Consider the following 21,757-nt stretch of genomic DNA (forward strand, 5'->3'; position numbering starts at 1 on the left):
TGAATCACAAGCTGCTGAAATCGCTCAACTCAATTTTCGGTCGGGCTCTCAGATCAGGCCGGCAAGCGGGCTGGACGGATCGGCATAGCGCCGCATCCCCATCCGCCCCGCCCGGTACGACAGCCGTCCCGCTTCCACGGCGGCCCGCATCGCGGCGGCCATCATCACCGGGTCCTTCGCCTCGGCGATGGCGGTGTTCATCAGCACGCCGTCGCAGCCCAGCTCCATCGCCACCGCCGCGTCGGAGGCGGAGCCGACCCCGGCATCGACCAGCACCGGCACCCCCGCCCCTTCCACGATCAGGCGGATGGTGACGCGGTTCTGGATGCCCAGCCCCGATCCGATCGGCGCGCCCAGCGGCATGATCGCGACCGCACCGGCATTTTCCAGCCGCTTCGCCGCGATCGGATCGTCGACGCAGTACACCATCGGCAGGAAGCCCTCGTTCGCCAGGATCTCGGTCGCGCGCAGCGTCTCGACCATGTCGGGGTACAGCGTCTTCGCCTCGCCCAGCACCTCCAGCTTCACCAGGTCCCAGCCACCCGCCTCGCGCGCCAGCCGCAGCGTGCGGATCGCCGATTCGGCATCGAAGCAGCCGGCGGTGTTGGGCAGATAGGTGATGCGCTTCGGATCGATGAAGTCGGTCAGCATCGGCGCATTGGGGTCGGACACGTTCACCCGCCGCACCGCCACCGTCACGATCTCCGCGCCCGATGCCTCGACCGCCGCCGCGTTCTGCGCGAAATCCTTGTACTTGCCGGTGCCGACGATCAGCCGCGACCGGAACGTCCGGCCCGCGACGGTCCAGCTGTCCTGCGTAACCGGGGCGACGTGATCGCCGCCCCCCGCGACCGGATGGTCGCCACCACCGACGAAATGCACGATCTCGATATCGTCGCCGTCCTCGACCAGCACGTCCGCCAGCGTCGATCGCGGCACCACCTCCAGGTTGCGCTCGACCGCCACCTTCTCCACCACCAGCCCCATCTCGGTGGCCAGTTGCGCCAGCGTCAGCCCGGCGCTGATACGCTTGTGTTCGCCATTCACGGTGATCGTCACGGTGCCGTCGCTATGGGCCATGTCGCGTTCCCGCCGGTCGCTTCGAGCGGAAGTCGAGAAGCACCGGTCATCTGTAGGGCCGACCCGCATGGACACATGTCTCGACTTCGCTCGACACGAACGGGTAGAAGACCTGCGATCTAGGGGCGCGGTCCGCGCCCCGCAACCGAAAGCGCCCCGACATGGCCGAAAACGCCACCGGCCCCATCTATGTCCTGAACGGTCCGAACCTCAACCTGCTCGGCCTGCGTGAGCCGGAGATCTACGGCCACGACACGCTCGACGACATCGCCGGGATGCTGGAGGACCGCGCCCGCGAACTCGGGCTGGAGATCGACCTGCGCCAGTCCAACCACGAAGGCCATCTGGTCGACTGGCTGCACGAGGCCCAGGCCCGCCGCGCCAAAGCGGTGCTGCTGAACGCCGGGGCCTTCACCCATAGCTCGATCGCGATCCACGACGCGATCAAGGCGGTGACGACCCCGGTGATCGAGGTTCATCTGTCGAACCCGCACCGGCGGGAAGAATTCCGCCATATCAGTTATGTAGGACGCGCGGCAAAGGGTACGATCGCGGGTTTCGGGGCGCAATCATATATGCTGGCGCTTGAAGCCGCGGCCCGCTTCTGACAGACGCCCGCGCTTGAACAGGGGAAGGGTCACCATGACCGACGTTAAACCGAACGGCCCGATGCAGATCGATGTCGACCTCGTCCGCCAGCTCGCCGAGCTGCTGGATACCACGCAGCTGACCGAGATCGAGGTCGAGGACAAGGACCGCAAGATCCGTGTCGCGCGCAAGGCGCCGCCGGCCGCCGCGGCACCGATGCACTATGCGCCGGCACCGCCCGCCGCCGCGCCGATCCCGGCCGCCGTCACCGCAGAGGTCGCGGCCTTCGCGCCGACCGCCGCGGTCGATGCGGTGAAATCGCCGATGGTCGGCACCGTCTATCTGTCCGCCGAACCGGGCGCGAAGCCGTTCGCCGGCGTCGGCCAGACCGTGGCGGCGGGGGACACGCTGCTGATCGTGGAGGCGATGAAGGTGATGAACCCGATCCTCGCCCCCACCGCCGGCGTCGTCCGTCAGGTGCTGGTCGAAAACGGCCAGCCGGTGGAATTCGACCAGCCGCTGATCGTGGTCGAATAATGCCGCAGATCAAGAAGCTGCTGATCGCCAACCGCGGCGAGATCGCGCTGCGTATCCACCGCGCCTGTCACGAGATGGGCATCAGGACGGTCGCGGTCCATTCCACCGCCGATGCCGATGCGATGCACGTGCGCCTGGCGGACGAGGCGATCTGCATCGGGCCGCCGGCGGCGACCGACAGCTATCTCAACATCCCCAACATCATCTCCGCCGCCGAGATCAGCGGGGCGGACGCAATCCATCCCGGCTACGGCTTCCTCAGCGAGAATGCCCGCTTCGCCGAGATCGTCGAGATGCACGACCTGATCTTCATCGGCCCCAAGCCCGAACATATCCGCACGATGGGCGACAAGGTGGAGGCGAAGCGGACCGCCGGCGCGCTCGGCCTGCCGCTCGTGCCCGGCTCCGACGGCGCGATCTCCGACGTGGCCGAGGCGAAGGCGCTAGCCGCCGAGATCGGCTATCCCGTCATCATCAAGGCGGCGTCGGGCGGCGGCGGGCGCGGCATGAAGGTCTGCAATTCGGAAGACCAGCTCGAAACGCTGATGCAGCAGGCGGGGACGGAGGCGAAGGCGGCGTTCGGCGACGCGACCGTCTACATGGAGAAATATCTCGGCAACCCGCGCCATATCGAGTTTCAGATATTCGGCGACGGCAACGGCCAGGCGATCCATCTGGGCGAGCGCGACTGCTCGCTCCAGCGCCGCCACCAGAAGGTGCTGGAGGAGGCCCCCTCCCCGATCATCACCCCCGCCGAGCGGGAACGGATGGGCGGCATCGTGGCGAAGGCGATGGCCGACATGGGCTATCGCGGCGCGGGCACGATCGAATTCCTGTGGGAAGCCGGCGAGTTCTACTTCATCGAGATGAACACCCGTCTCCAGGTCGAACATCCCGTCACCGAGATGATTACCGGCATCGATCTGGTCCGTGAACAGATCCGCATCGCGGAGGGCAATCCCCTGTCGGTCCGGCAGGACGAGGTGCGCTTCTCCGGCCACGCGATCGAATGCCGCATCAATGCGGAGGACCCGCGCACCTTCATGCCCTCGCCCGGCAAGGTCACGCATTTCCACGCGCCCGGCGGGATGCATGTCCGCGTCGATTCCGGTCTGTACGCGGGCTACAAGGTGCCGCCCTATTACGACAGCATGATCGCCAAGCTGATCGTCTACGGCACCACCCGCGACCGCTGCATCGCCCGGCTGCGCCGCGCGCTGGAGGAATTCGTGATCGAGGGGATGAAGACCACCATCCCCCTCCACCAGCAGTTGATCGAGGACCCGGAATTCCAAGCGGGCAGCTACACGATCAAATGGCTGGAGGATTGGCTCGCGAAGCAGGACGCCTGACGGGATGCGGCGATACTGGTGGCTCGCCGCCCCCCCGCTCTTGCTCGCGATGTCGCTGAAGGTCGGCTCGTCGATCGAGGACCCGGTTCGCGCGCTGACCGGCCATTACCTCAGCCGCACCACCGATGCGCAGGGCAAGCGGGTGGACAGCGTGGTGGAGATCGTGCCGATCGCCGCCCGCCACGCCTATGTGCATTTCGACCTTCACGCCCCCGACGGCGCGCGGTGCGAATTGACGGGGATCGCCGATGCGGTCGGCCCGGCGCTGATCTACCGCGCCTCGCGCCACAGCAGCGCGCGGCAATGCCGGATCACGATCCGCCGGCAGGACCGGCGCCTGACCTATGTCGATGCGGGCGATACCTGCGCCTCGCTGTGCAGCGCGCGCGACGGCTTCGACGGCAGCATGGCGTGGAGCACGCGGCGGCGGATCGCCGAATCCGCCAAGTTGCGCACCTCGCAGCCGTTCCTCGATGCGGTCGAGGAATGGCGGCACCTGCGATGAAGGCGACGATCTGGCACCATCCGCGCTGCTCCAAATCCCGTGCCGCGCTGGCGCTGCTGCACGCGGCCGGCGCGGACGTGACCGTGATCGATTACGTGAAGACCCCGCCGACCGCAGCCGACCTCGCCCGCCTCTACACCCGTGCCGGACTGACGCCGCGACAGGGACTGCGCGGCGATGCGCCGCCGCTTGCCGACGACGCGATCCTCGCCGCGATGGCGGCCGACCCGACGATCATCGAGCGTCCCCTGGTCGAAACCGAACGCGGCGTCGTCCTCGCCCGTCCGCCCGAACGCGTCCATTTCATTCTGTGATGCCGCACTTGTGGGCAGCACTCATCGAAATGCCCGGTTTTCGGGCACCCTCAACGCCGCCGATCCGGGCTTGCCGCAGGCAGGCGCGACTGGCACGTAGTCTGCATCGTCCATCGTCAGGGCGAGGATCGAACATGCACCGGGGGAAGCCGTGAAGAAGGTCGAGGCCATCATCAAGCCGTTCAAGCTGGATGAGGTGAAAGAGGCGCTGCACGAGATCGGCGTATCCGGCATCACCGTGACGGAGGCGAAGGGCTTCGGCCGGCAGAAGGGGCATACCGAACTGTATCGGGGTGCCGAATATGTCGTCGATTTCCTGCCCAAGGTGAAGCTGGAGGTCGTCGTCGAGGATGCCCTGGCCGACCGCGTGGTCGAGGCGATCGCCGCCGCCGCGCAGACCGGCCGGATCGGCGACGGCAAGATCTTCGTGATCCCGGTCGAGGCGGCGCTCCGCATCCGCACCGGCGAACGCGATGAAGCAGCGATCTGACCATAACTTGATTTGACGCGACGCAACATTCTGTGGAATTGGATGCTCGCGGCGCAACATCACGTCCGGCCATGCGGCCGGCCTATCTCAAGAGCAAGGGGCACCTGACATGGCGACTTCGGCCAGCGACATTCTGAAGCGGATCAAGGAAGAGGAGATCGAGTGGGTCGATCTGCGCTTCACCGATCCCAAGGGTAAGTGGCAGCACCTGACCATGGTCGCCTCGCTGCTCGGCGAGGACGAGTTCACCGACGGCCTGATGTTCGACGGTTCCTCGATCGAGGGCTGGAAGGCGATCAACGAGTCGGACATGACGCTGATGCCCGATCTGGAGGCGGTCTATACCGATCCCTTCTCGGCGACGCCGATGCTGATCGTGTTCTGCGACATCGTCGATCCTTCGACCGGCGAACTCTACGCCCGTGATCCCCGCTCGACCGCGAAGCGCGCCGAGGCGTATCTGAAGACCACCGGCGTCGGCGACACCGTCTATGTCGGCCCGGAAGCCGAATTCTTCCTGTTCGACGACGTGCGGTTCGAGAACAGCTATTCGACCAGCTACTACAAGATCGACGACATCGAACTGCCGGGCAATTCGGGTCGCGAATATGAAGGCGGCAACATGGGCCACCGCCCGCGTGCCAAGGGCGGCTACTTCCCCGTCGCGCCGGTCGACAGCGCCGTGGATATCCGCGGCGAGATGGTGTCGACCATGATCGAGATGGGCCTGCCCTGCGACAAGCACCACCACGAGGTCGCCGCCGCGCAGCACGAACTGGGCCTGACCTTCGGCACGCTGACCCAGACCGCCGACCGGATGCAGATCTACAAGTACGTCGTCCACCAGGTCGCGCACGCCTACGGCAAGACGGCGACGTTCATGCCCAAGCCGATCAAGGAAGACAACGGCTCGGGGATGCACACCCACTTCTCGATCTGGGAAGGCAAGAACCCGCTGTTCGCCGGCAACGGTTATGCCGGCCTGTCGGAGATGTGCCTGTATTTCATCGGCGGCATCATCAAGCATGCCAAGGCGGTCAACGCCTTCACCAACCCGTCGACCAACAGCTACAAGCGGCTGGTGCCGGGCTACGAGGCACCGGTGCTGCTCGCCTATTCGGCGCGCAACCGCTCGGCCTCGTGCCGCATCCCCTACGGCACCGGGCCGAAGGCGAAGCGCGTCGAGGTGCGCTTCCCCGATGCGCTCGCCAACCCCTATCTCGCCTATGCGGCGCTGATGATGGCGGGCATGGACGGCATCCTGAACAAGATCCATCCGGGCGAGGCGATGGACAAGAACCTGTACGACCTGCCCCCCGCCGAACTGGCGCAGGTGCCGACCGTCGCCGGTTCGCTCCGCGAGGCGCTCGACTGCCTGGAAGCGGATCACGACTTCCTGCTGAAGGGCGACGTGTTCTCGAAGGACCAGATCCACTCCTTCGTCGAGATCAAGCGTTCGGAAGTCGCGCGCTGGGAAATGACCCCCAGCCCGGTCGAATACGACATGTATTACAGCGGCTGAGGCGTAGGGCGCACGCAAGCAGCGCAGTTGCTTGCGTGCGCCCGGGCCCGGCCGGCGGGGCACCGCCCCGACCGACGGCGCGGCCTCGTCGCGATGCCGACCACGATAGAAGGGCGTCCGGCGCGATCCGGGCGCCCTTTTCCGCGTCAGTCCGCCCCCCACAGCGCCGCGTCATAGGTCACGCGGTTCCGGCCACCGGCCTTGGCCATGTAGAGCAGCTGGTCGGCGGCGTTCAGCGCATTGTCCAGCCCTTCGCCGGGATGGATCGCCGCGACGCCGAGCGATGCGGTCACCGACAGGACGCTCCGGTCGGTAACCGCCGCGATCGCCTCGCGCAGCGCCTCGCAGCGGGCCTGCACGGCATCGCGGTCGATCCGGCTGAAGATGATGATGAACTCCTCCCCCCCGAACCGGGCGGAGACGGCATCGCCCCGATCGCAGCAGTCGCGGATCGCCGTCGCGACCCGCTTGATGACCTGATCGCCCACGTCATGCCCGTAACGGTCGTTCACCGCCTTGAAATGGTCGATGTCCAGGATCGCGATATACCCCTCGCCCCCCGTCGTGCCGAGCTCGGTGACGATCGGATGCGCCCGCTCGAAAAAGGCGCGGCGATTGTACAGGCCGGTCAGCGGATCGCGCTCCGCTAGGAAGCGAAGGTGCCTGATCTGCGCCAGCGTCTCGATATTGCTCTCGATCCGGTACCGCACTTCCTCCGCGATGAAGGGGCGATAGACGAAATCGGAGGCCCCGGCCTTCAGGAACGAGGCGGACAGGAACGGGTCCGACGAACCGGAGATGCCGATGATCCGCAGCCGGTCCGCCGGGTGGCGGGCACGGATGCGCTGCGTCAGTTCGTAACCGTCCATGTCGGCCATGTGATGATCGGTGATGACCAGTTCGATATCGTCGTTCTCGGCCAGGATGCGCAGGGCATCGATGCCCGATGCCGCCTCGAATATCCGGTAGTTCTGACGGCGCAGCAGGTCCGCCAGCACCGATCGCCCGCTGGCCGTGTCGTCGACGATCAGCACCGGCGGTGGCGGCATGTCGGTGAAGCGCGCCACCGTCCGCACCACCTGCGCGACGGTGGCGTCGGCATCCTTGTAGAAATAATCGACGATGTTGCGCGAGGTGAACCGCTCGCGCACCTTGCGGTCGAGCGTCGCGGTGAACAGCACGGTGGGCACGTCGGCATCGGCCAGCAGGTCGAGGATCTCGCCCGCCGGCGCATCGGGCAGGCTGGTGCCGGTGATCGCCAGCGCCGGCCGCCGCTCCTCCAGTGCCGCGGCGGCCGCGGCATAGCTGCGGAACCACGTGACCTCCGCACTGGTCTTCGCCTTGATCCGGCCCTGCAGCAACAGGCCCATCGCCACCGATTCCTCGATCAGGAACACCTCCGGCGTGCCGCCGGGCGGGTAAGCGGAGGACCGATCCGACTGCGCCTTGCGATCGAGTTCCCGAAAACGGGTCATGCTGGCTCCATCATATCCACGGGCATCCGGTCGTCCCGGCCTGATGGCCATGTCCGGCGGGGCGTAGACAGGATATCCTGCCATATGATTACCAGCTTGATATGGTGCGATCTTACCCGTGCCCTATGGCATCATCACCGTGCTGCCATGCGTGTCGCCCGCCTCCATCGCCCGGTGTGCCTCGGCGGCGTCCGCCAACGCGAAGCTGCGGCCGATCGTCGGCCGGATCGCCCCGCGCGCCAGCATCGCGAACACCCGGTCGGCCATCGCCTGCCGCTCCCCCTGGGTCCGGGCATAATCGAACAGGGTCGGCCGCGTCACGAACAGCGATCCCTTCGCGGCTAATATCCCCAGATTGACCCCCTCCACCGCGCCGGAGGCATTGCCATAGCTGACGATCATCCCGCGCCGCGCCGTCGCCGCCAGCGACACGTCCCATGTCGCCTTGCCGATCCCGTCCAGCACCACATCGGCACCGCGACCATCGGTCAGTTCGCGGACGCGCGCGGCGACATCCTCCTCCCGGTGCAGCAGCACGTGATCGGCACCCGCCGCGCGGGCGATCTCGGCCTTGTCCGTGGTGCCGACGCTGCCGATCACCGTCGCGCCGATCGCCTTCAGCCAGCCGACCAGCAGATGCCCCACCCCGCCCGCGGCGGCATGGACCAGCACGGCCTGCCCCGGCTGCACCCGGGCGCATTGTTCGATCAGCATCGCCGCCGTACCGCCTTTCAGCAGCAGCGCCGCCGCCGTCCGGTCGTCGACCGCGTCCGGCAGATGCACCAGTTCGCCGACCGCGACGTTGCGCGCGGTGGCATAGGCACCGCGCGACGGCCCGAACGTGCCCACCCGGTCGCCGACGCGGAAGCCATCGCCCCCCTCGCCGACCGCCTCCACCACGCCGGCCGCTTCCGATCCCAGTCCGCCGGGCAGGTCGATCGGATACAGTCCGCTGCGGTGATAGGCATCGATATAGTTCAGCCCCACCGCCAGCGACCGCAACCGTACTTCGCCGGGGGCGGGCGGCGGCAGATCGACATCGACCCATTCGATCACCTCAGGTCCGCCGGTACGCGTGATCCGCGCGACGCGGGCTGACTGGTCCATCACCATCGTCCTTCCATCATGATCGTGGCCGCGAAACGCCGCGTGCCCGCCGCCGGTTGCGCCACTCGCTGGGCAAGCGTTACGACAAGGCGTATATACCGGGCCATACGGGAGTGCGGCCGATGGGTGCGATCGAAACACGGACGTTCAGGAGCGGCAACAGCGTCGCGGTGCGCCTGCCCAAAAGCTTCGGGCTGTCTGCCGGCACGATGGTGACGATGGAGCAGGTCGGGGATACGGTGATGGTCAAACCCGCCATCGACGCGGATGCCGAAAAAGCCAAGGTAAGCGAATTGGTTCGCAGGCTGCGGGCGATCGGACCGATCACGCCGATTGAAGAGCGGGCACCGATCGAATTTCCGGATCGCACAGGCCTGGAATAATGTACCTGATCGATACGAACATCGCGATCTACCTTCGTGATGTCGAAGCCACGATAACGGAGCGGGTGGAGCGATTGGCCGTAACCCCGGCAATATCGATACTCAGCTGGGTGGAACTGGAGGCGGGGGTCCATCGCGATCCCGGCAATGCCGTCAAACGTCGTGCCAATCTCGACTCGCTCTTGCAGCTACTGCCGATGCTCGATCTGTCGGCCGACACGGTCACTACCTATGGCCGCATCGTCGCCACCTGCGGCTTTTCCCGTTCGAAGATCATCGACCGGCTGATCGCCGCCACCGCGCTGGTCGGCGACCTGACGCTCATCACCGTCAACGCCGCCGATTTCCGCGACATTCCCGGCCTGCGGCTCGAACCCTGGCCCGCTCCGGTTCAGTAGTCGCGCGATACCCGCACGTTGACGCTCTGCCGCCCCAGCGTCGAGATGCTCGACAGCAACGACAGCCAGCGCGTCACCTGAAACTCCACCTGCGTCGCGGAATAGCCCTGTCCGTCGGTCACGATCTCCGCATACAGCCGCCGCGTCACATATTTGCCCGCCGCGATCGACGTGCCCTGCCCGGTCTGCGGATCGGCGGGCAGGATGCGCAGCCGGTCCAGCCCCGCCGCGCGCCGCACCGCGTTGATCGGGTTCAGCCCGCCGCCACTGTCCTGCAACGCCGCCACCGCGGCGGCCAGTTGCAGCGCCTCGGGCGCGGACAGGTTGGTGATCGAGGTCCCGAACAGCAGGCGTGACAGCAATTCGTCCTCGGGCAGCGCCGGCACACTGGCAAAGCCGATCTCGGGTTTCATCGCGGTGCCCGTCACCCGGATGGAGGCGTTCAGGCCGGTGGTGTTCGCATTCGCCTCGATATCCAGCGACGGGTTGGCGGGTGTCTCGCCGCCGAAGCGGATGATGCCGCGCGACAGTTCGAACTCGCGTCCGGCGAACTCGTAATCGCCCCGGATCAGGCGTGCCTGCCCGGTGATCGCCGGATTGTCGGGCGCGCCGCCGATCTGCAGGTTGGCGGACCATTCGCTGGTCAGGCCCAGCCCGGTCACCGCCACCGCGCTGCGCGCGCGCGCGTTCAGCGCCAGCGTCCACGGCGTCGCGGGCCGATCGTCGGTGTCGACGCCACCCGGCACGTTGATCTCGCGCACGTTCAGCTGCGGCGCGGCGGTGGCGGCGGTCGCCTGCCCCAGCCGATACCGCGCCTGATCGAGCGTCACGTCGCCCGAAATGGTGCCGCCCGTGCCCGTGGAGGCGAAGCGCAGCGGCCCGGATACGGTCGCGCCGATATCGTCGCGGGCGATCAGCACCGCATGGTCCGCCTGCATCCGCAGGTCCAGCCCGACGCCGCCACGGCCCGCCAGATCGAACTGGCCCGATCCCGTCACCCGGCCACCGCGACCGGCGTCGGCGGCGAACCGGTCGATGGCGAGGCGCGATCCGGCGAAGCGCCCACTGGTCTGCACGTTGGTCAGCAGCGTGCCCGTCGTCGCGCTTTCGATCCGGGCCGCACTGGTCTGCAACGCGCCGCGGATAAGCGGGGCGGACAGCCGGCCGGTCACGTCCGCGCCGATCGATACCGGGCCGGACAGGTCGAACAGCTCCACCCCCGTCAACCGCCAAAGTGCGTCCGCCGGCCCGGCATAGCGCAGTTGCGCGAACAGCCCCGCCCCCGCCAGCCGCTGCGTCAACGTCCCCTGCCCCAACGGGGCAAGCTGCGCCTGCGCCCGCCCGATCGTCTTTCCGCCCGCCGCCATCACCGCGCGCAATCCCGCCCGGTCGGCGCGCAGCACGCCCGCCATCGCCACGTCGATCGGGGTGGAGTTCAGCACCAGTCCGGCACGGGTCAGCCCCCGCACGGTCATGTCCATCCGCCCGGTCGGCGCACCGCCCGCCGGCGTGGCCAGCGTCAGCGTGCCCGATGCCGATCCGCCCAGCCCCAGTCCCGGAAAACCGATATCGAGGATGGTCAGCGGCATCGTGGTGACGCCTGCCTCGACGCTGGTGCCGGCCTCGCTCCACCGGCCCGCCAGCCGCGCCTCGCCGCCGGCGAAGGTCAGCCGCGTCGGCTGCACGCGCCAGCCCTCGCCCTCCCGCACGATCACCGCCGGCTCCAGCAGCCGGATCGGCCGCCGGTCCAGCGTCCCTTGCGCATTCACGGTGAAGCCGTCCGCGCGCACCTGCGTCACCGTCTGGATATCGAACGAGCGTCCGCGCGACCCGGCGATCGCCGCCCGCACCTCGCCGATGCCGTCCACCAGCTTCGCGGTCCCGGCGAAGCGCGCCAGCAACAGTCCGCCATAGCGCAAGCCCTGTCCCTGCGCGGTCAGGTCCAGCACCGGTCCGGCGGGGTTCAGCCGCACCGATCCGTCCAGCCGCCCCTGCCGCAGCGTCGCGCCGTCCAGTTGCGCGCCCCGCGCCGCCAGATGCAGGTCGATCCGCTGCACCGCGCCCTCCGGCCGGAACGTCAGGTCGCCGGTCAGCGCGCCCGTCATCGCGATGCGGCCGTCGAAGCCGCCGTCGACGATCGCCAGCCGGCCGCTGCCCCGCGATCCCGCCACCTCGACCGTATCGATGCCGATGCTCGCCTGCCCGCCGCTCGGCAGCAGGATCGCGCCCCGCCCCCGGAACGGCCCCAGCCGCGATCGCCCCTCGGCCATGAAGGCGAAGCCCTGCGGCGTCGGGTCGAGATGCGCCCGCACATCGCGCAGGCCCAGCGTCGCATTGGGGCTGGCGAAGCGCAGGTCCAGCGTCGGCCGTTCGATCCGCCCGTCCAGCACCAGCGATACCGGGCCATAGGTCGCCTGCCGCCCCGCCCCCTCGAAATGGAACGTGCCGTCGCGCCGGCGATACCCGTTGCCCGCCAGCCGCAGCGACGGCGCGGTCAGCACCAGCCCGGTGAAGTGCAGCACGCCGTCCGATGTCCGCTCCAGCCCGGTCGTGATCCGGGGCAGCCCGCCCGCCAGGGATCGGAAGAACGCGTTGTCCAGCCGCCGTACCTGCGCCTCGCCCCGCCCGGCGATCCGCGTGCCGCGCCCGCCCGGTCCGGGCACCACCTGCAACCGCGACTGCACGTCGACCACACCGATGCCGGGGATCAGATACCGGCCCAGCGCCCCGCCCAGCCCGATCCTGTAGCGGCCGGTCCGCAGGTCGAGCGCCAGCGTGATCCGCCCCTGCAGCTTGTCGGACCGCAGCCGCAGCGCGTCGCCCGTCAGCATCGGCGGCGCCAGGCGAAGCGCGCCGTCGACGCTCAGGTTGCGCAGGATGCCGCCCGCGACATCGCCCACCCCCGTCACCCGCGCCGCCGCCAGCCGGATCGGCACCGTCACCGGCATCAGCGACCAGCGCCCGGCGCCGCCGATCCGCACCCGGTCGAACCCGGTATTGTCGAACGCCAGCCGGTCCGCCGTCAGCCGGTAATCGTAACGGACCCGGTCGAACGCCCCGTCCAGGATCGCGCGCAGTTCGATGCCCTGCCCGCTCATGTTCGGGAACAGCGCGGTGGGCCGCAACAGCCGCGCCCGCACCCGGACGTTGCGATAGACGCTCGCCGCCAGATCGATCTCGCCCGTCGTCGTCACCGCCAGCGCCGCCGATCGCAGCCCTAGTTGCCCCGCCAGCCGCCGGTTGCCATAGGTCGCCGCCCCTTCCACCAGCACGCGCGGTGCGGTCAGCCGCTGGCCCTTGCCGGTCAGGAAGCGCGACGGCGCGGCGGTCCCCGCCAGCGTATAGCGCCCCGCGGTCGCACTCAGCGCCAGATCCAGCACCGATGCCCCCGCCGCCCGTGCCACCGCCCGGCCGCGCCATGCCGCCCAGCGCCCGTCGCCGTCCACGGTCAGCGTCACCGGCCCGTTCACCCGCGCCGCGCTCGCCAGCACGCCCCCTGCCGCCCCCGCCGCCGCGACATCGACCCTGAAAGTGTCGCGCGCCGGCTCGGCATCGATCGCCACGCGCAGCCGGTCGCTGCCCGCCACCGTCGCCGCCAGCGTCACCATCGCCCGGCCCGACCGGATATCCGCCCGGCCCGCCAGCCGGCCGGTCCGCTCCCGGCCCGACACCGGTGGCGCCAGCACCAGCCGGTCGATGGCGAGGTCGCCGATGCGGATGTCGAAATCGGGCAGGATCGGCCCGCGTTTGCCGGTCTTGCGGGTATGCGGCACATGCTCCAGCCGGGCGGCGGGCACCGCCAGCCGCTCGATCGCCAGTTCGCCCTTCAGCCAGCGCCACGGCGCCCAGTCCAGCGCCACGTCGGGCGCGCTGAACAGCAACCCGTCCAGATCGTAGACGCGCAGGTCGCGCAGCCGCGTCGCGCCGTACACCGATCCGTCGATCCGCCCGATCGCGAAGCGCAATCCGTTGGCGGTCCTGATCGTGCCGATCCGCTCGGCGACCAGCCGATGCCCCCAGCCGGTATCGACCAGCACCAGCGCCAGCGCGACGATCGTCGCCAGCAGGGTGACGGCGCCGGCGATCCAGTGCCTGATCCGTCGCATCAGAACGCCTGCCCCAGCGACACGTAGACCGCGATCCGCGAATCCCCCGGCTGCCGGTTCAGCGGGGTGCCGACGTCCAGCCGGATCGGCCCGAAATTGGAATAATAGCGCACGCCTAGCCCTGCGCCGTAGCGCAGGCCGCTGAACCCCGGCAGCGGATCGGTATAGATGTTGCCGGCATCGACGAACGGCACGATTCCGAAATTACCGAAGGCGCGGATGCGCGCCTCGACCGCGAATTCGGTCAGGCTGCGGCCGCCGATCGGATCGTTGTTGGGATCGCGCGGCCCGATCGACTGGAAACCGTAACCGCGCACCGATGCGCCGCCACCCGCATAGAAACGCCGCGACGGCGCCACCGCGTCGCGCGGCGCGCCGACGATCGTGCCCAGCCGCGTCCGCGCCGCCAGCACCACGCCGTCATGCACCGTGCGATAGACGCTGGCGTCGATCTGGGTGCGCGCATACCCGAACACGTCGCCCTGCAACGACGCCTCCGGGCTCAACCGCCCGCCCAGCCGGAATCCGCGCGTGGGGTTCAGCAGATCGTCGGTGCCGTCATAGATCAGGCTGGTCGGCAGCGCACCGATGAAGAAGGTCCGCCGCCGCCGCTGCCCGGTCGACACGATCACGTCGCGCTCGTCCGATGCCAGCAGTTCCGCCCCCAGCGACCATGTCCATGTCTTCTGGAAGAAGATGTTGGTCTGCCGTTCCAGCGCGCCGGACAGGGAATAGGTCCTCGCGTCGTAGGCGTCGCGGTTCTGGTGCGCGGCGGCGGCCTGCAGGGTCAGCACCCGGTCGCGCGCCTGGAAATTGTTGCGGCGATAGACCAGCGACGACAATTGCTCGCGCGTGCCCAGCACCGACCGGATCGTCAGCGCGCCTTCGGGGGGAAACAGGTTGCGGTGCGTCCAGCTCAGTTCCAGCCGCGCGCCCTCGCCCGTGCCGTACCCCGCCTCGCCCGCCACGGTGCGGGGCGGCGCCGGGTCCAGCTTCACCGCGATGTCGACGGTGTCGGGCGCCGCGCCCTCCACCGGGCGCAGCGTCACCTGCGATACCAGCCCGGTCTGGATCAACGCCCGGCGCAGATCGTCCAGTCGCGCCTGATCGAAGGGTTGGCCCCGGTCGAACCGGGCGATCTCGGCGACATGGTCCGGCCCGAACACGCGGTTGCCGGGCAGCGCGACGATATCGCCGAACCGCCGCGCGCCGCCCGGCGCCACCGCCAGATCGAGCGTCGCGGTCTTCGCCGCGCGGTCGACGACGATCGCCGGCGCGTCGATCCTGGCGAAGGGAAACCCCTCGCGCCCCGCCGCCACCGTCACCGCCGCCTGTCCCGCGACCACCGCATCGGCATCCACCGGATCGCCCGCCTTCACCGCGAAGGCGCGGGTCAGGTCGGCCGCCTTGTCCCCCGCCGCCGCCACGCCCGCCAGCGTCACGCCCGTGAAGCGGTACAGCCCGCCCGGTGCCGCCTCCAGCACCACCTGCATCCGCGTGCCCGGCGCCCCCTCCCCCTGGCCCACCCGCGTCGCCACCGTCGCATCGTAATAACCCTGCGCGCGCAGCAGCGACACCAGCAGCGCCGCATCCTCGCGCGCGCGCCGGTCGAGCTGCGCGGCGTTGGCGGGGCTGCCGTCATTGGCGTCCAGCGTCGAATTCTCCGCAAACCGCTGGCGCAGCAGCGGCGTCGACACCGCGTCGATCCCCTCGATCCGCCAGTCGTAGCGGCGCTCGGTCGTCACGTCGGTGCCCGCCACCTGCGCCGTCGCGGGTTCGACCGGCAGGTCGGGCCATTCCACCCCGATATCGGGCAGGTTCGCCAGCGGGGCGTCGGGATCGATCGCCTGCGGGTCGATCGATCCGATGCCCTGCGGGGCGGGCGATCCGATGCCCTGCGGGGCGGGCGCACCCCCGCCCTGCGCCGCGAGGGGCGATGCGGCCAGGGCAAGGCAGGCGGCAGAGGCCAGCCGGCCCGCCCGCCGGACGCGGAAGTGCATGTCGCCCCCTAGCGTCGCGACGGCGTGGAAGACACCCCCAACCTCAGTCGCGCCAGCTGCGGTCCCGCCGGTCGGCCAGCCGCACCATCGCCGCGAAATCGGCCGCGCCCGGCCCGCCGGGTACCTGCGCCATGTGCAGGTCGCGCTGATGCACCGCCACCACCTCCGGCGCGACCTCCAGCGGGGTGCCCATCGACAGCGTCGCCAGCTGGATTTCGCACGCGCGCTGCAACGCCCAGTGCTTCACGAATGCCTCGGGCAAGGTCCGCCCCATCACCAGCATCCCGTGGTTGCGCAGGAACATGATCCGCTTCGATCCCATGTTCCGCACCAGCCGCTCGCCCTCTTCGGACCGCACCGTCACGCCCTCGAAATCGTGATAGGCGATCTGCCCGGCGAAGTTGCACGCATAGAAGTTGATCGGCCTCAAACCGCCTTCCAGCGCGCTCACCGCCATGCCGGCGGTGGTGTGGGTGTGCATGATGCAATGCGCGTCGGGCAGGTGGCGGTGGAACACCGCGTGCTGCACGAACCCCGCCCGGTTGACCGGATAGGCGCTGTCGCCCAGCACGTTGCCGTCGATGTCGATCTTGACCAGGCTCGACGCGGTCACTTCCGAGAAATGCAGCCCGAACGGGTTGATGAGGAACGCGCCCTCCTCGCCCGGCACCTTCAGCGTGATGTGGTTGTAGATCATCTCGGACCAGCCGAGCATGTCGAACACCCGGTAACAGGCAGCCAGCTGCTGCCGCGCCTCCCATTCCGGGGTCGCGACCGGGCTGGACGCAGGGGCGGTGGCCATGGCGTTTCTCTCCTGATTTTTTATCGTTCGGGTATCGCATGGCAGGAAGCAGGTTTCCAGCATTGCCGTTCTGCCGCCCCGCCCCTCCGGTGTGAAAACCATCCGTCCGTCATTGCGAGCGCAGCGAAGCAATCCAGGGCGTTGCGCGCCGGGCTCTGGATTGCTTCGCTACGCTCGCAATGACGGGAGGAGGCCGGGGCCGGGGCCGGGGCCGGGGCCGGGGCCGGGGCCGGGAACCGAACGGCGACGGGATGGATCAGGCCGATGCCACCCCGCCCCGACAACCCCCTACAGCCGGAACCCCAGCGTCGCCCGCAGGTCGCGCCCCGCCAGTGGCGCGAAATCCTTCAGGAAGCTGGCATGGCGCCGCGCGTTCACGTCGAAGATGTTGTTCGCGCTCAGCGTCAGCGTCGTGCCGTTGTCCACTCCGAACGGCTTCAGTGCGACACTGGCGTTGACCAGCGTGAACGCGCCCGTCTCCGTCTCGAACTGCGTCACGCGGTCCTGCTTGAAGCTGTGCTCCACCTCGGCGCGCGCGGTGATGCGGTCGCCCTGCGCTTCCAGCCCGCCCAGCAGCCGCATCGGCGGGATGCGCGGCACCGGCCCGCGATCGACCACCTTGGCATGGACCCAGTCGCCGAGCAGATCGGCATTGATCCGATAGCCGCCGATCGTCGCCAGCCGGACATTGGCCTCCGCCTCCAGTCCGTAATAGCGCGCGTCCGCCTGCGCATATTGGAAGCACGGCAGGTCGACCTCGCGCCCCGATGGCGCCGCCGCCGCCTCGCACGCGCCCGGATCGACCTGGCTCTCGAAGATGTAGTTGGAGAACCAGTTGTAATAGGCCGCCGCGTCGAAGCTCCACGCCTCGCGGTGCGCGTGCAGCGTCGCCTCCAGTCCCCACGACTTCTCCAGCCGGAAGTTCGGGCTGCCCAGTTCGTAGGACTGGGTCCCGGCATGGGGGCCGTTGGCGAACAGTTCCTCGGCCGACGGCGCGCGTTCGGTGCGCGATCCGTTCAGGCCGATCCGCACACCTTGCGCGACCTCGTAGGAGGCACCGAGCGATCCCGACACCGCCTCGAAATCGCGACCACCGGCAAAGAAGCGTGCGTCATCCAGCCCGGTGCGCGCGTCCACCGACGTCCGCTCGTACCGGCCGCCCGCCTCCGCGCGGAACGGGCCGGCGCTGTACTGCTGCAACGTGAACAGCCCGACCTGACTGGTCTCGTTGCGCGGCAGGAACGCCTCGTCCCCTTCCACGTCGAACCGGCGGTTGAACACCTGCACGCCCGATGCGCCCTGCCAGCCGCCACGATTGGCCTGCACGAACTCCAGCCGCCCCTCCAGCCCCTGGTTCATGAAGGTGGTGCCCACCTCGCCGTCCGGCTCCAGTTCGGCATGGGTATAGTCGGCAAAGCCCGCGCGCAGGCGGATACGGTCGAGGAAATTGCCCCCCGTCGCCACTTCGGCGCGCAGGTCGACGCGGTCCTGTTTCAGGTCGATGCGCGGTGCCTCCTGCTCCTGCCCGACCTGCGTCGCATAGCGGACCGGCACGCCGTACAGGCTGTCGTACCGGCTGTACGACACGCCCAGGCTGCCGCCGTCGCGGATCAGCGCCGCGCCGACGCCGACGTTCCACGTTTCCGACGCGGTATTGGGCAGGCGGCCACGGATCGCGGCGTTGCCGGCAAAATCGATCGCCTCCTCGCCGGGCACCGCGGGCTGTGCCGCCGACGCCGCCGCCAGCGACGCCGCGCGCTGCTCCCGCGACAGCGCGAAACCGCCGATCTCCAGATCGTCGGTCTTCAGGTACGATCCATCGGCATGGACGACGAAGCCGGCGCCCACCGCCACGTCTGCCGCCGCCGATCCCGATCGCTCGTTCGCCGCGGAGCCATAGGTGGCGGTGCCGCCCAGCCGGTATCCGTTCTCCGGCACGGTGCGCGGGATGCGCGTGTCGATCACGTTGACCACGCCGCCCACCGCCGACGATCCGAACAGCAGCGCCGACGGGCCACGCAGCACCTCCACCCGCTCCGCGATCAGCGGGTTGATCGCGACGGCGTGATCGACCGAGGTGTTGGACACGTCGATCGATCCGATCCCGTCGGTCAGCACCCGGATGCGCTCGCCCTGGAAACCGCGCAGCACCGGCCGCGACGCGTTCGGCCCGAACGAGGTCGCCGACACGCCCGGCTGGCGCGCCAGCGTCTCGCCGATGGTCGGGCGCAGCGATCGTTGCAGTTCCTCGCCGGTCACGATCGACGTGCCCGACAGCACGTCCGCCTCGCTCTGCCGGAACGGCGCGGTCACCACGATATCGCCGCCGCGCGTGGACGACGGGCGGGCGGCGGGGGGCGTGGTCCCCGCCGCCGGCGTGTCGGCCGTCTGGGCGGTCTGGGCGGTGGCGGACAGGGGGAACAGCAGCGCGGCACCGGCCAGCAGCGGGAAACGGGTCATGGGCAACGGGCTCCGAAACGGGACGATCGCCAACCCCTATCGCCCATGTTACGTTATATCAAGTATCGTGCTGCACCGCGACAAACTTGTCATTCTCCCGTCATCGTCACGCCGCCACCAGCGTCAGCGCGGCGATCGTCACATGACGCTCCTCCCCCACCGTCGTCACCGCGTCGATCGTCAGGTCCGCGACGATATGCTGCCACAGGGGCAGGTCCGCCTCGGGCAGATGCCGGGTCCAGCCGTCCGCCCCCTCGCCCGTCACCGCGATCACGATATGATGCCGCGCTCCGACGAAGGTCGCGCTCGCCCAGTCGCGCGCGGTCGCCGACACCACGCGCGCCGCGCATCCCGCCGCCGCCGCGTCCGCCAGCAACGCCCGCACCAGCGGCACGCCCGCGTCCGGCGTACCGGGCCGATCCCGCCGCGCGCTCATGCCCCGATCCCCGCCATGAACGCCTCGACCTGCGCGACCATCTTGTCGCGCGGCATCCGCCCCCGCCGCAGGTCACCCACCAGCCGCGGGTCGCCCACCGCCAGCCGCCCGAACTTCGTGGACGGCATCCCGGTCGCCCTCAGATACCGGTCGATCTCTATAAGCAATGTCACGCCGACTCTCCCAATCCCACAACGGCGTTCTTCATTTGTTCTCACAAATCCAACTTGTCTAGGATAATTTCCTACGGTACCGACGATTCATGACGATGGATGACCCGCGCACGACCCTGATCGATCTGGCGGCGGCGGGGGGCACCAGCCTGGCGGCGCTGTCGCGGATGCTCGGGCGCAACCCCGCCTATATCCAGCAATATGTCCACCGCCGCAGCCCGCGCACGCTGGAGGAGGCGGACATCGCCGCGCTGGCCCGGTTCTTCGGGGTCGATCCCGTCCGGCTGGGGGCGGTCGCCGCCCCGTCATGGTGGCGGGTGAAGCGCCTCGACATCGCCGTCTCGGCCGGCCCCGGCGCGCTGATCGATGCGGAGGTGGTGACCGGCACCGACCTGCTCGATCCCGGCCTCGCCCGCCGGCTGGGATTGCAGCCCGACCGGGCGGCGATCGTCCGCGTCCGGGGCGATTCGATGGAGCCGGGGCTGCGCGAGGGCGATCACATCCTGGTCGACACCGCCGATCGCCACCCCGGTCCGCGCGGCGGCATCTTCGTGGTGCGGATCGACGGCACGGTGATGGTCAAGCGCGTGGCGCTCCACGCCGGCGTGCCGCGGGCGCGCAGCGACAATCCGCTCGCCCCGCCCCTGCCCGATGCGCCGGTCGAACTGATCGGCCGCGTCGTCTGGCAGATGCGCGCCCCCGTCTGACCAGGAGGGCCTGACCGTCGATGCGCGGCCGCTATCGCCGGTCGCGCCACCAGATCAGCAGCGCGCCGACCGCGCCCAGCCCCAGCCCGATCAGGAAGCCCGCCGTCGCCTCGCCGATCGCGAAGCCCACCGCCGCCCCCAGGATCGAACCCAGCGCGACGAGCACACCGCCCGCGGCGGATGGAGGGGAAGAATCGGTCATCGCCGCCGTTCCTGCCACGCCCGTCGCCGCCGCGCCACCATCCTCGGCCCGTCGCATCGCGGGGCGACCCCGATTGACGGACCATTGCCGCTGCGTAATGAGCCCCGCCGATGTCTGCCCCGTTTCCCGCGCCTTATATCGCCGATGCCGCCGAGGCCGCCGAGGCCGCCGACCTGATCGCCGCCTTCGGCCCCGCCGCCGCGACCGAGGCCGCCGCCCGCGCCGATCGCAGTCGCGATCTGGGCAACCACATCAACTTCTGCCGCTGGCGCCAGATCGAACGGCTGATCGTGATCCTCGTCGCGGAACAGGCGACCGGCACCGTCCACTAGGACATGATGACGTGAAACCTGGCCATCCGTCGTTGCGAGCGTAGCGAAGCAATCCAGGGCGTCACCCGCCGGGCTCTGGATTGCTTCGCTACGCTCGCAATGACGGATGAATCGGGTCGAGGTCATCCCGCGCCAAGGCCGCGCACGCCACTGCTTCGCAGCGTGCGTCCCTTGCGCTATCCCGGATCGGCATGACCCGTTTCACCGTCAACGACCAGGCCGTCGAATACCGGCTCGATCCGGCCACCCCGCTGCTGTGGGCGCTGCGCGACGCATCGAACCTGACGGGCACCCGCTATGGCTGCGGCACCGGTCATTGCGGCGCCTGCATCGTCGATGTCGATGGCCGCGCCGTGCCGTCCTGCCGGATCACGATCGCGCAGGCGGAAGGCAGTTTCGTCACCACGATCGAGGGGCTTTCGCGCGACCGCGATCATCCGCTGCAACTCGCCTTCCTCGCCGGCAACGTCGTCCAGTGCGGGTTCTGCGTCCCCGGCATCATCATGGCCGCCGCCGCCTTGCTCCGCCGCGTACCCGACCCGGACGAGGCGACGATTCGGGCCGCCATCACCAACCTGTGCCGCTGCGGCATCTATCCCCGGCTGGTCGAGGCGATCCGCCACGCCGCCGCGGCGATGCGCGGCGAAGAGGTGATCCCCGCCGCCACCCGCCCCGGCATCACCCCCGCCGAAGCGGCCATTTCGGTCCCCGCGCTTTCCCCCCGCCCGCCTGCCCGGTGAACCGAAACCTGTCGCGCCGCTGACAGCGCGGTTCAGCTTCGCCTCACC

The 21,757-nt window shown here is 69.3% G+C and carries 22 protein-coding genes; 12 read left to right on the forward strand and 10 right to left on the reverse strand.

Features of this window, described 5'->3' with window-relative positions; all coding sequences use genetic code 11:
- Positions 1 to 48: 48 nt before the first annotated feature.
- Positions 49 to 1,080: a sulfur carrier protein ThiS gene (gene thiS / locus IFT82_RS17435; RefSeq protein WP_192129222.1), complete on the reverse strand. Its 1,032-nt coding sequence runs from the start codon at positions 1,078 to 1,080 to the stop codon at positions 49 to 51.
- Between the two features lie 161 nt (positions 1,081 to 1,241).
- Between thiS and aroQ the strand changes: the two genes are divergently transcribed.
- The 7 genes from aroQ (at position 1,242) to glnA (ending at position 6,388) form a co-directional block, all read left to right on the forward strand.
- A complete protein-coding gene (aroQ, locus tag IFT82_RS17440; protein ID WP_192129224.1) occupies positions 1,242 to 1,688 on the forward strand; it encodes a type II 3-dehydroquinate dehydratase in 447 nt (148 codons plus the stop codon).
- Between the two features lie 34 nt (positions 1,689 to 1,722).
- Positions 1,723 to 2,205: an acetyl-CoA carboxylase biotin carboxyl carrier protein gene (gene accB, locus IFT82_RS17445; protein WP_192129227.1), complete on the forward strand. Its 483-nt coding sequence runs from the start codon at positions 1,723 to 1,725 to the stop codon at positions 2,203 to 2,205.
- Positions 2,205 to 3,557, forward strand: coding sequence for an acetyl-CoA carboxylase biotin carboxylase subunit (gene accC, locus IFT82_RS17450; RefSeq protein ID WP_192129229.1), 1,353 nt, complete (start codon positions 2,205 to 2,207; stop codon positions 3,555 to 3,557). Before accB ends, accC begins: the two co-directional genes overlap by 1 nt.
- 40 nt (positions 3,558 to 3,597) lie before the next feature.
- Positions 3,598 to 4,062: a hypothetical protein gene (locus IFT82_RS17455; RefSeq protein ID WP_207105821.1), complete on the forward strand. Its 465-nt coding sequence runs from the start codon at positions 3,598 to 3,600 to the stop codon at positions 4,060 to 4,062.
- Positions 4,059 to 4,376, forward strand: a complete 318-nt coding sequence (locus IFT82_RS17460) for an ArsC/Spx/MgsR family protein (protein ID WP_192129233.1) — start codon at positions 4,059 to 4,061, stop codon at positions 4,374 to 4,376. Before IFT82_RS17455 ends, IFT82_RS17460 begins: the two co-directional genes overlap by 4 nt.
- Positions 4,377 to 4,527: 151 nt before the next feature.
- Positions 4,528 to 4,866, forward strand: coding sequence for a P-II family nitrogen regulator (locus tag IFT82_RS17465; RefSeq protein ID WP_056528474.1), 339 nt, complete (start codon positions 4,528 to 4,530; stop codon positions 4,864 to 4,866).
- 109 nt (positions 4,867 to 4,975) lie between these two features.
- Positions 4,976 to 6,388, forward strand: coding sequence for a type I glutamate--ammonia ligase (gene glnA, locus IFT82_RS17470; protein ID WP_192129235.1), 1,413 nt, complete (start codon positions 4,976 to 4,978; stop codon positions 6,386 to 6,388).
- A gap of 146 nt (positions 6,389 to 6,534) precedes the next feature.
- Here glnA and IFT82_RS17475 read toward each other — a convergent pair whose 3' ends face one another.
- Both IFT82_RS17475 and IFT82_RS17480 read right to left on the reverse strand, forming a co-directional pair.
- Entirely contained in the window at positions 6,535 to 7,863 is a 1,329-nt protein-coding gene (locus IFT82_RS17475) for a GGDEF domain-containing response regulator (RefSeq protein ID WP_192129237.1), read from the reverse strand.
- A gap of 123 nt (positions 7,864 to 7,986) precedes the next feature.
- Positions 7,987 to 8,970, reverse strand: coding sequence for a quinone oxidoreductase family protein (locus IFT82_RS17480; protein ID WP_192129239.1), 984 nt, complete (start codon positions 8,968 to 8,970; stop codon positions 7,987 to 7,989).
- A 122-nt stretch (positions 8,971 to 9,092) separates the two neighbouring features.
- Between IFT82_RS17480 and IFT82_RS17485 the strand changes: the two genes are divergently transcribed.
- Together IFT82_RS17485 and IFT82_RS17490 are read left to right on the forward strand one after the other, a co-directional pair.
- Positions 9,093 to 9,353: an AbrB/MazE/SpoVT family DNA-binding domain-containing protein gene (locus IFT82_RS17485; RefSeq protein WP_192129241.1), complete on the forward strand. Its 261-nt coding sequence runs from the start codon at positions 9,093 to 9,095 to the stop codon at positions 9,351 to 9,353.
- The gene (locus tag IFT82_RS17490; protein WP_199860563.1) at positions 9,353 to 9,751 is read left to right on the forward strand and encodes a PIN domain-containing protein; all 399 of its coding nucleotides are present in this window, start codon (positions 9,353 to 9,355) and stop codon (positions 9,749 to 9,751) included. Before IFT82_RS17485 ends, IFT82_RS17490 begins: the two co-directional genes overlap by 1 nt.
- On the opposite strand, the gene IFT82_RS17495 is transcribed toward IFT82_RS17490, so the two are convergent.
- The 6 genes from IFT82_RS17495 to IFT82_RS17520 form a co-directional block, all read right to left on the reverse strand.
- Positions 9,745 to 13,857 carry a translocation/assembly module TamB domain-containing protein gene (locus tag IFT82_RS17495; RefSeq protein ID WP_192129248.1) on the reverse strand — a complete coding sequence of 1,371 codons (4,113 nt, stop codon included), beginning with the start codon at positions 13,855 to 13,857 and terminating at the stop codon, positions 9,745 to 9,747. The two genes, IFT82_RS17490 and IFT82_RS17495, sit on opposite strands and share 7 nt — an antisense overlap.
- Complete coding sequence (locus IFT82_RS17500) at positions 13,857 to 15,857, reverse strand: autotransporter assembly complex protein TamA (protein WP_192129250.1); 2,001 nt, start codon at positions 15,855 to 15,857, stop codon at positions 13,857 to 13,859. Before IFT82_RS17500 ends, IFT82_RS17495 begins: the two co-directional genes overlap by 1 nt.
- A gap of 43 nt (positions 15,858 to 15,900) precedes the next feature.
- On the reverse strand, positions 15,901 to 16,659 hold the full coding sequence (locus IFT82_RS17505) for a class II aldolase/adducin family protein (RefSeq protein ID WP_192129252.1): 759 nt from the start codon (positions 16,657 to 16,659) through the stop codon (positions 15,901 to 15,903).
- Positions 16,660 to 16,947: 288 nt separating this feature from the next.
- Positions 16,948 to 19,119 (reverse strand): TonB-dependent receptor, encoded by a 2,172-nt coding sequence (locus IFT82_RS17510; protein WP_192129254.1) that lies wholly within the window; start codon positions 19,117 to 19,119, stop codon positions 16,948 to 16,950.
- 106 nt (positions 19,120 to 19,225) lie between these two features.
- Complete coding sequence (locus IFT82_RS17515) at positions 19,226 to 19,555, reverse strand: hypothetical protein (RefSeq protein WP_192129256.1); 330 nt, start codon at positions 19,553 to 19,555, stop codon at positions 19,226 to 19,228.
- Entirely contained in the window at positions 19,552 to 19,728 is a 177-nt protein-coding gene (locus IFT82_RS17520) for a hypothetical protein (protein WP_192129258.1), read from the reverse strand. Before IFT82_RS17520 ends, IFT82_RS17515 begins: the two co-directional genes overlap by 4 nt.
- Before the next feature lie 89 nt (positions 19,729 to 19,817).
- On the opposite strand from IFT82_RS17520, the gene IFT82_RS17525 reads away from it, so the two are divergent.
- Positions 19,818 to 20,435, forward strand: a complete 618-nt coding sequence (locus tag IFT82_RS17525; protein WP_192129260.1) for a S24 family peptidase — start codon at positions 19,818 to 19,820, stop codon at positions 20,433 to 20,435.
- A gap of 31 nt (positions 20,436 to 20,466) precedes the next feature.
- On the opposite strand, the gene IFT82_RS17530 is transcribed toward IFT82_RS17525, so the two are convergent.
- Complete coding sequence (locus tag IFT82_RS17530; RefSeq protein WP_192129262.1) at positions 20,467 to 20,637, reverse strand: hypothetical protein; 171 nt, start codon at positions 20,635 to 20,637, stop codon at positions 20,467 to 20,469.
- 110 nt (positions 20,638 to 20,747) lie between these two features.
- On the opposite strand from IFT82_RS17530, the gene IFT82_RS17535 reads away from it, so the two are divergent.
- Both IFT82_RS17535 and IFT82_RS17540 read left to right on the forward strand, forming a co-directional pair.
- Positions 20,748 to 20,969, forward strand: coding sequence for a hypothetical protein (locus IFT82_RS17535; protein WP_192129264.1), 222 nt, complete (start codon positions 20,748 to 20,750; stop codon positions 20,967 to 20,969).
- Between the two features lie 191 nt (positions 20,970 to 21,160).
- Complete coding sequence (locus tag IFT82_RS17540) at positions 21,161 to 21,709, forward strand: (2Fe-2S)-binding protein (protein ID WP_192129265.1); 549 nt, start codon at positions 21,161 to 21,163, stop codon at positions 21,707 to 21,709.
- The last annotated feature ends 48 nt before the right edge of the window (positions 21,710 to 21,757 follow it).

Source organism: Sphingomonas sp. CFBP 8760, assembly GCF_014841615.1.
Lineage (GTDB): Bacteria > Pseudomonadota > Alphaproteobacteria > Sphingomonadales > Sphingomonadaceae > Sphingomonas.

Bases quoted from the DNA above. Each gene is read 5' to 3' on its own strand.
- thiS (WP_192129222.1), bottom strand. From the start codon at position 1,080: ATGGCCCATAGCGACGGCACCGTGACGATCACCGTGAATGGCGAACAC.
- aroQ (WP_192129224.1), top strand. From the start codon at position 1,242: ATGGCCGAAAACGCCACCGGCCCCATCTATGTCCTGAACGGTCCGAAC.
- accB (WP_192129227.1), top strand. From the start codon at position 1,723: ATGACCGACGTTAAACCGAACGGCCCGATGCAGATCGATGTCGACCTC.
- accC (WP_192129229.1), top strand. From the start codon at position 2,205: ATGCCGCAGATCAAGAAGCTGCTGATCGCCAACCGCGGCGAGATCGCG.
- IFT82_RS17460 (WP_192129233.1), top strand. From the start codon at position 4,059: ATGAAGGCGACGATCTGGCACCATCCGCGCTGCTCCAAATCCCGTGCC.
- glnA (WP_192129235.1), top strand. From the start codon at position 4,976: ATGGCGACTTCGGCCAGCGACATTCTGAAGCGGATCAAGGAAGAGGAG.
- IFT82_RS17475 (WP_192129237.1), bottom strand. From the start codon at position 7,863: ATGACCCGTTTTCGGGAACTCGATCGCAAGGCGCAGTCGGATCGGTCC.
- IFT82_RS17480 (WP_192129239.1), bottom strand. From the start codon at position 8,970: ATGGACCAGTCAGCCCGCGTCGCGCGGATCACGCGTACCGGCGGACCT.
- IFT82_RS17485 (WP_192129241.1), top strand. From the start codon at position 9,093: ATGGGTGCGATCGAAACACGGACGTTCAGGAGCGGCAACAGCGTCGCG.
- IFT82_RS17490 (WP_199860563.1), top strand. From the start codon at position 9,353: ATGTACCTGATCGATACGAACATCGCGATCTACCTTCGTGATGTCGAA.
- IFT82_RS17495 (WP_192129248.1), bottom strand. From the start codon at position 13,857: ATGCGACGGATCAGGCACTGGATCGCCGGCGCCGTCACCCTGCTGGCG.
- IFT82_RS17500 (WP_192129250.1), bottom strand. From the start codon at position 15,857: ATGCACTTCCGCGTCCGGCGGGCGGGCCGGCTGGCCTCTGCCGCCTGC.
- IFT82_RS17505 (WP_192129252.1), bottom strand. From the start codon at position 16,659: ATGGCCACCGCCCCTGCGTCCAGCCCGGTCGCGACCCCGGAATGGGAG.
- IFT82_RS17510 (WP_192129254.1), bottom strand. From the start codon at position 19,119: ATGACCCGTTTCCCGCTGCTGGCCGGTGCCGCGCTGCTGTTCCCCCTG.
- IFT82_RS17515 (WP_192129256.1), bottom strand. From the start codon at position 19,555: ATGAGCGCGCGGCGGGATCGGCCCGGTACGCCGGACGCGGGCGTGCCG.
- IFT82_RS17525 (WP_192129260.1), top strand. From the start codon at position 19,818: ATGACGATGGATGACCCGCGCACGACCCTGATCGATCTGGCGGCGGCG.
- IFT82_RS17530 (WP_192129262.1), bottom strand. From the start codon at position 20,637: ATGACCGATTCTTCCCCTCCATCCGCCGCGGGCGGTGTGCTCGTCGCG.
- IFT82_RS17535 (WP_192129264.1), top strand. From the start codon at position 20,748: ATGTCTGCCCCGTTTCCCGCGCCTTATATCGCCGATGCCGCCGAGGCC.
- IFT82_RS17540 (WP_192129265.1), top strand. From the start codon at position 21,161: ATGACCCGTTTCACCGTCAACGACCAGGCCGTCGAATACCGGCTCGAT.